This window comes from Pseudoxanthobacter sp. (genome assembly GCF_036822375.1).
Taxonomy (GTDB): Bacteria; Pseudomonadota; Alphaproteobacteria; order Rhizobiales; family Segnochrobactraceae; genus Pseudoxanthobacter.
In genome coordinates this window covers 1-7,552 of the sequence record NZ_DAISHT010000166.1, presented here as the reverse complement: position 1 = coordinate 7,552, position 7,552 = coordinate 1, and the positions used below count along the sequence as shown (strand labels likewise).

The following is a 7,552-nucleotide window of genomic DNA, read 5'->3' as shown; positions in this document are numbered from 1 at the left end:
AGCGCGCCGATCTCAACCCGATGGAAGAAGCGGCCGGCTACGAGCAGCTGATGACGGACTTCAGCTACACGCAGGCGGATCTGGCACAGGTCATCGGCAAAAGCCGCAGCCACGTGGCCAACACCCTGCGCCTGATGCGGCTGCCGGAAGCGGTGAAGGATGACGTGGTCGCCGGCCGGCTTTCCGCCGGTCATGCCCGCGCGGTGCTGACCGCGCCCGATCCCGAGGCGCTGGCGCGCCGCATCATCGCCGAGGACCTGACAGTCCGCGATGCCGAGGCGCTGGCCTCGTCGCCGGTTGCAGAGGCCGTGGCGGTGATGGGGCGTGCGGTGGCGGTCAAGGATGCCGACACGCTGGCGCTGGAGAAGCGATTGTCGGATGCCCTCGGCCTGACGGTGACGCTGGCGCACAAGGCTACCGGTGCCGGCGAGGTGCGCGTCCGCTATCGCTCGCTCGAGCAACTGGACGAAGTGGTTCGCCGTTTGGAGCAAATCTGACAGGGCGAAGGCACTTCCGAAGGCCGGAATGGAGAAAGGCCGCTGGCGGATTTAACCGGCAGCGGCCTTTCCTGTTTATTTTCAGCCTGTTATCCGCGCGGGCCGTAATAGCCGGGACCCCAGCCCGCACCTGCACCCGGTCCCCAGCCCCACGGACGGCCATAGGGACGCGGCGGCGGTGCGGCATAGACGGGGGCGGGGGCGACGTAGACCGGCGCAGGCGCGACATAGACCGGCGGCGGCGCATAAACCGGTGCGGGGGCGACATAGACCGGCGCCGGCGGCGCGGAAGCGGCAAGCGACCCGGCAAGAACGCCGAAGGCAAGGCCAAGACCGGCGGCGGCGGCCGTGTCGGCGCCGTTGTTCCAGCCATTGGCCGCGGCCGGCGTGGCAGCGGCAAGGGGAACGGCGATCATGGCCGTGACCGTTGCCGCAAGCACGGCGCGGCGGGCGGAGAAGAAGGGCAGGGCAGCGCGAACCATGGCAGTTGGCCTCCGGGACTGGACCCGCAGCCGGGCTCGTCTGAGGTCCCGTGCGGTTGATGGGCCAGACCATGCGGCTCGTCACCTGAACGGTGGCTGAATGGCTGTTTCAGGTTTCGTTCACCCTGTGCGGTCGCTACCCGGCAGGGCCCCGACGCGGATTCTCCTTGCCAGACAGGCAGGCGGGGAGTATAGGACGGCCATCATCCTTCTCGTTCGGGTCCATCAGGATCGAGTGAGAGTGGGTCCCTGACGGGATCCGCTCCGTTTGGTGTTGCCTGCAACAGGCACGGACCGAGCGCAGAAGCCGCCTCAGCAGCGCCGCAGGCGCCGCGTCCGCACCGGAGATGCACCCCGTCGTGAGCGACAACGCCGATATCACCCCACAGCCCGAAATCGCCGAAGCGGCGGTTGCCGTCGAACCGCGTCTCATCATCGAGAACGGTATCGATGCGCGCGTGGCGGCCATCGTCGAGCCGGTGATCGAGGATCTCGGCTATCGCCTGGTGCGCGTGCGGGTCACGGGCGAAAATGGCTGTACCCTGCAGATCATGGCCGAACGGCCCGACGGCACGATGTCGGTCGAGGACTGCGAGGCCATCAGCCGCGAAGTGTCGCCCGCGCTTGACGTGGACGATCCGATCGATAAGGCCTACCATTTAGAGGTGTCCTCGCCGGGCATCGACCGTCCGCTGGTGCGCCGCTCCGACTTCGCCCGCTGGGCGGGTCACCTCGCCAAGGTGGAAATGCGGATCGCCCATGACGGTCGCAAGCGCTTTCGCGGCATTCTGGCCGGCGTCGAGGGCGACCGTTTTGCCCTGACGCTGGACGAGAGCGTGAAGGGGCTGGGTAAGGGTTCTCACCCGAAGATGGTGCGCAAGTCGGCGCCGAAGCCGACGCTCATCGTTGCCCCGCCGGAAAAGCCCGTCGAGACCGTCTGGCTGACGCTGGAAGACGTGGGCGATGCCCGTCTCGTGCTGACCGACGCGCTCATCACCGAGGCGCTTCGGGCCGAGAAGCGGGCCGCGACGGAAGCCGCCGAAGACGACGACGCAGAACTGAACTGATTTGGGTGCGGGTGCCCCGAGCGCCCCATCCCCCCGGAGAGGAAAGCCATGGCTGTCAGCGCGAACCGGCTTGAGCTTCTGCAGATCGCGGATGCGGTGGCCCGTGAAAAGGTCATCGACCGCAGCATCGTTCTTGCTGCGATGGAAGACGCCATCCAGAAAGCGGCGCGTTCGCGCTACGGGTCCGAGACCGAGGTGCGCGCCGAGATCAATCCGCGTACCGGCGAGATCCGCCTGCAGCGCCTGCTGCAGGTGGTGGAGCAGGTGGAAAATCCGGCGACCGAGATCGAACTGACCGACGCCCGCGACCGTAACCCGGCCGCTCTTCTGGGCGATTTCATTGCCGAGCCGCTGCCGCCGATGGATTTTGGCCGCATTGCCGCCCAGTCGGCCAAGCAGGTCATCGTGCAGAAGGTGCGCGAGGCCGAGCGTGACCGTCAGTATGACGAGTTCAAGAACCGCATCGGCGAAATCGTCAACGGATCCGTGAAGCGCGTCGAATATGGCAACGTCATCGTCGACCTCGGTCGCGGCGAGGCTATCGTGCGTCGTGACGAACTGATCCCGCGCGAGGTCTTCCGCAACGGCGACCGCATCCGCGCCTATATCTATGATGTCCGCCGCGAGCAGCGCGGGCCGCAGATCTTCCTTTCGCGCACGCATCCGCAGTTCATGGCGAAGCTGTTCGCGCAGGAAGTGCCGGAAATCTATGACGGTGTCATCGAGGTGAAGTCGGTGGCCCGCGATCCGGGCTCGCGCGCCAAGATTGCCGTTTATTCGCGCGACTCCTCCATCGACCCGGTCGGCGCGTGCGTCGGCATGCGCGGTTCGCGCGTGCAGGCCGTGGTGCAGGAGCTGCAGGGCGAGAAGATCGACATCATTCCGTGGTCGCCGGAGCCGGCAACCTTCATCGTCAACTCACTGCAGCCGGCGGAAGTCGCCAAGGTGGTGCTTGACGACGATGCCGAGCGCATCGAGGTGGTGGTGCCGGACGATCAGCTGTCGCAGGCCATCGGCCGTCGCGGCCAGAACGTGCGCCTTGCCTCGCAGCTGACGGGCTGGGATATCGATATCCTGACCGAGCAGGAAGAGAGCGAGCGCCGCCAGAAGGAATTCGCCGAGCGCACGCAGCTTTTCGTCGATGCGCTGAACGTGGACGAGATGGTCGGCCAGCTGCTGGCCTCCGAAGGCTTTGCCTCGGTGGAGGAAGTCGCCTTCGTCGATCCGCAGGAAATCGCTTCCATCGAAGGCTTCGACGAGCAGACGGCGGAAGAAATTCAGGCCCGCGCCCGCGAGCATCTGGAAGAAATCGAGCGCAAGCTCGATGAGGAGCGCCGCGCGCTGGGCGTTGAGGACGAACTGAAGACGGTGCCGGGCGTGACGATGCCGATGCTCGTTGCCTTCGGCAAGGCCGGCATCAAGACGGTCGAGGATCTGGCGGATTGCGCCACCGACGATCTGGTCGGCTGGAGCGAGCGCAAGAACGGCGAGACCGTGCGCCATCCGGGCGCGCTCGGCGCCGACGTGCTGTCGCGCACCGAGGCCGAAGAACTTATTCTGGCGGCGCGCGTCGTCGCCGGCTGGATCGAGCCGGAGCCCGAGGTCGAGGAGATCGAGGGCGAAGGCGAGATTGAAGACGAGGACGAGGCCGCCGGCTGATCCGGCGGTTTCTGGCAAGGCGCTCGAAGGCTGGCTGACCGGATATGGCACGTGATACCGAAGCCGCGACGCGGCAGTGTCTGGTCAGCCGGGAATCCCTGCCGGCCGATCGGCTTGTCCGGTTCGTTCTGGCACCGGACGGCGGCGTCGTGCCCGATCTGAAGCGCGTGCTGCCCGGACGCGGCGTTTGGGTCAGCGCGACCCGCGACGCGATTGCCGAGGCGGAACGCAAGCGCCTGTTCGCGCGTGGCTTCCGGCAGGCGGTCACCGCCGGACCGGGGCTGGCCGATCAGGTCGACCGGCTGCTGGAACGCGATGCCCTGCAGGCCCTCTCTCTGGCCCGCAAGGCCGGGTTGCTGGTGACCGGTTTCACCAAGGTCGAAAGCGCCCTGATGCGGGGCGGTGTTATGGCCCTGATCACGGCGTCGGATGCGGCGCCCGATGGGGTGCGAAAGATGAGGGCGGTGGTGTTGCGGCGTTACGGGTCGCTTTCCGCTGTTCCGGGAATTGGAATCTTTGCCTCCGACCAAATCGATTTGGCATTGGGGCTGACAAATGTGATACATGCTGCGCTGCTCGCGGGTCGGGCAAGCGACGCAGCCGTGGAACGGGCGGAAAAGCTGGCCCGTTTCCGCGCGAAGGATGCCACAGACGGCTTCGACGGCAATGCAACGGCGGGCTCAGCGGCCCCGCAGGACTGAAGACGGTATGAACGACACGAATAATCCCGGCGACAAGAGCCTTGGCGGCGACCGCAAGAAGACCCTGTCTGTGCGGCGTCCCTTGGAACAAGGAACGGTCCGTCAGAGCTTCAGCCACGGCCGGTCCAACACGGTCGTCGTGGAACAGAAGAAGAAGCGTCGCATCCTGAAGCCGGGCGAGGCTGGTCATGGCGAGGCCGCGGAGGCGCCGCGGGCGCCGGCAGCCCCCGCCAACCCGCGCGTCGCCGCTGTCGTCGCCGCGGCACAGGCCGAAAAGCGCGCTGCTGCCGCTGCGGCAGCGCCTGTCGCCGTGCCGCCGTCTCCTGCTGCCGGCGAAGAAGCGCCGGCCGCTGTTCCGCCGGCTGCCGCTGCGCCGGCACCGGAACCCGTCGCCGAGGCCGCTGCACCGTCTGCGGCACCTGAGGTTGCCGTGCCCGCGGAGGCGAAGCCGGCTGCTGCGGAGGCTCCCGTGAGCGAAGCCGTCACCATCGAACCCGAAGCCGCGAAGGCCGAGCCCGTGGCCGCCAGCCCGGCGCCGCGCCCGGCTGCGCCGGTTCAGCCGGCGGCCGAAGCGCCGCGCGCCGCAGCCCCTGCCGCGCCGCGGGCGCCGCAGTCTGCCGGCCCGCGTCCGGCGCAGGGCGCAGGTCCCGCCCGCACGGGCCAGCCGGCGACCGGCCGTGCAGGCCAGCCGGGCAACCGGCCGGGTCAGGGTCCGGGCCGCGGTGCCGGCCCGCAGCAGGGCAATGCCCAGCGCCAGGGCCGCCCCGGCGATAACCGCGGGCAGAACGGCGGTCGCCCCGGCGACAACCGCAACCGCGGCGGCGTCGTGCATCGCACGCTGACGCAGGACGAAATCGCGGCCCGCGCGCAGGCCATCGCCGGCGCCCGCATCCGCGAGGAAGAAGATCGCCGCCGCGCCGAGGAAGAGGCGCGGGCGGAACGCGAGCACATTGCCCGCCTGCACCGCGAGCGCGAGGAGGCCGAGCGCCGCCGCGTCGAGGAAGATGCGCGCCGCAAGGTCGAGGAAGAGCAGCGCCAGAAGGCCGAGGACGAGGCGAAGCTGCGCCGCGCCTCGCAGCCGGCTGCCGCGCGCCCGGCCGCTGCTCGCCCGGCTTCCGGTGCCGCCGCCCCGGCCGCCGGTGCCGGTGCCGCCGCTGCCACGCCTTCGGCCGGACCGGCCGCCGGCGGCCGCCGCACGGCTGGCGACGAGGATGACGACGACGGCAAGAAGGGTCGCAAGTCGCAGGCCGGCTCCAAGCGCCCGGCCGCGGTGCTGGCTCCGAAGGCGGCCCCGAAGACCGACGACCGCCGCAAGTCGAAGCTGACCATCGTCAAGGCGCTGGAGGGCGACGACGCCCGCAGCCGGTCTCTGGCCTCCATGCGCCGCCGCGTGGAGAAGCAGAAGCGCGCCATGCAGACCAGCGTGCGCGAGAAGATCAGCCGCGAGGTCGTGATCCCGGAAAGCATCTCCATTCAGGAGCTTGCCAACCGCATGGCCGAGCGCGCGGTGGACGTGATCAAGCTCCTGATGAAGCAGGGGCAGATGCACAAGATCACCGACATCATCGATGCGGATACCGCGGAGCTGGTGGCCGAGGAGCTCGGCCACACCGTGAAGCGCGTTTCCGAGGCCGATGTCGAGGAGGGCCTGTTCTCCAACACCGATACGTCGGAGAGCCTGGTTTCCCGTCCGCCGGTCGTGACCATCATGGGCCACGTCGACCACGGCAAGACCTCGCTGCTCGACGCCATCCGCGAGGCCAATGTCGTGGCTGGCGAAGCCGGCGGCATTACCCAGCATATCGGTGCCTATCAGGTCGAGAAGAACGGCCAGAAGATCACCTTCATCGACACCCCGGGCCACGAGGCGTTCACCGCCATGCGTGCCCGCGGCGCCAAGTCCACCGACATCGTCATTCTGGTGGTGGCGGCGGACGACGGCGTGATGCCGCAGACGGTGGAAGCCATCAACCATGCCCGCGCGGCGGGCGTGCCGATCATCGTGGCGATCAACAAGATCGACAAGCCCGGCGCCAATCCGGAGCGGGTGCGCAACGATCTTCTGCGCCATGAGATCGTGGTGGAATCCATGGGCGGCGACACGCAGGAAGTGCTGGTCTCTGCCAAGGAGCGCACCAACCTCGACGGTCTTCTGGAGGCCATTCTGCTGCAGGCCGAAGTGCTTGAGCTGAAGGCCAATCCGGAGCGTCCGGCCGAGGGCATGGTCATCGAGGCCAAGCTCGACAAGGGCCGCGGCCCGGTGGCGACCGTTCTGGTGCAGCGTGGCACGCTCAATGCCGGCGACATTCTCATTGCCGGTGCCGAGTGGGGTCGCGTGCGCGCCCTGATCGACGATCGCGGCAATCAGGTGAAGTCGGCCGGTCCGTCCATGCCGGTCGAGGTGCTGGGCTTCCAGGCCACCCCGGAGGCGGGCGACCGCTTCGCGGTGGTGGAGAACGAGGCCCGCGCCCGCGAGATCACCGAATATCGTCAGCGCCAGAAGCGCGACAAGGCGGCTGCCCGTCCGGGTGCCCGTTCGTCGCTGGCCGAGATGATGAACCAGCTGAAGGAAGCCGGTCGCAAGGAGTTCGTGCTCCTCGTGAAGGGCGACGTGCAGGGTTCTGTCGAAGCCATCATCGGCGCGCTGGAGAAGCTGGGCACCGACGAGGTGCGGGCACGCGTCATTCATTCCGGCGTCGGTGCCATCACCGAGTCGGACGTGACGCTGGCCAAGACCTCGGACGCCGCCATCGTCGGCTTCAACGTGCGTGCCAACAAGCAGGCCCGTGAGGCGGCCGAGCGCGACGGCATCGAAATCCGCTACTACAACATCATCTACGATCTGGTGGATGACGTTAAGGCGGCGATGTCTGGCCTGCTCACGCCCGAGCGCCGCGAGACCTTCCTCGGCAATGCCGAAATCCGCGAGATCTTCAACGTCTCGAAGGTGGGCAAGGTCGCCGGCTGTCTCGTCACCGAAGGTATCGTCGAACGCGGCGCTTCCGTCCGCCTCATCCGCGACAACGTCGTCATCCACGAAGGCAAGCTCTCGCAGCTCAAGCGATTCAAGGACGATGCCAAGGATGTGCATTCCGGTCAGGAATGCGGCATGGCGTTCGAGTCCTATCAGGACATGCGCGCCGGCG

Annotated in this window: 6 protein-coding genes; 5 read left to right on the top strand and 1 reads right to left on the bottom strand. The window is 68.0% G+C overall.

The window, feature by feature from the left end:
• Positions 1-497 (top strand): ParB/RepB/Spo0J family partition protein (locus V7067_RS13575; protein WP_334176440.1); only part of this gene is annotated, 497 nt, incomplete at its 5' end.
• Between the two features lie 89 nt (positions 498-586).
• Here V7067_RS13575 and V7067_RS13570 read toward each other — a convergent pair.
• Positions 587-979: a hypothetical protein gene (locus tag V7067_RS13570; RefSeq protein ID WP_334176439.1), complete on the bottom strand. Its 393-nt coding sequence runs from the start codon at positions 977-979 to the stop codon at positions 587-589.
• Between the two features lie 347 nt (positions 980-1,326).
• Between V7067_RS13570 and rimP the strand changes: the two genes are divergently transcribed.
• The 4 genes from rimP to infB form a co-directional block, all read left to right on the top strand.
• Positions 1,327-2,046, top strand: a complete 720-nt coding sequence (gene rimP, locus V7067_RS13565; protein ID WP_334176438.1) for a ribosome maturation factor RimP — start codon at positions 1,327-1,329, stop codon at positions 2,044-2,046.
• A gap of 48 nt (positions 2,047-2,094) precedes the next feature.
• On the top strand, positions 2,095-3,705 hold the full coding sequence (nusA, locus tag V7067_RS13560; RefSeq protein ID WP_334176437.1) for a transcription termination factor NusA: 1,611 nt from the start codon (positions 2,095-2,097) through the stop codon (positions 3,703-3,705).
• Positions 3,706-3,749: 44 nt separating this feature from the next.
• Complete coding sequence (locus V7067_RS13555; protein ID WP_334176436.1) at positions 3,750-4,406, top strand: RNA-binding protein; 657 nt, start codon at positions 3,750-3,752, stop codon at positions 4,404-4,406.
• Between the two features lie 7 nt (positions 4,407-4,413).
• Positions 4,414-7,552: translation initiation factor IF-2 (gene infB / locus V7067_RS13550; protein ID WP_334176435.1), on the top strand; the 3,139-nt coding region annotated here is incomplete at its 3' end.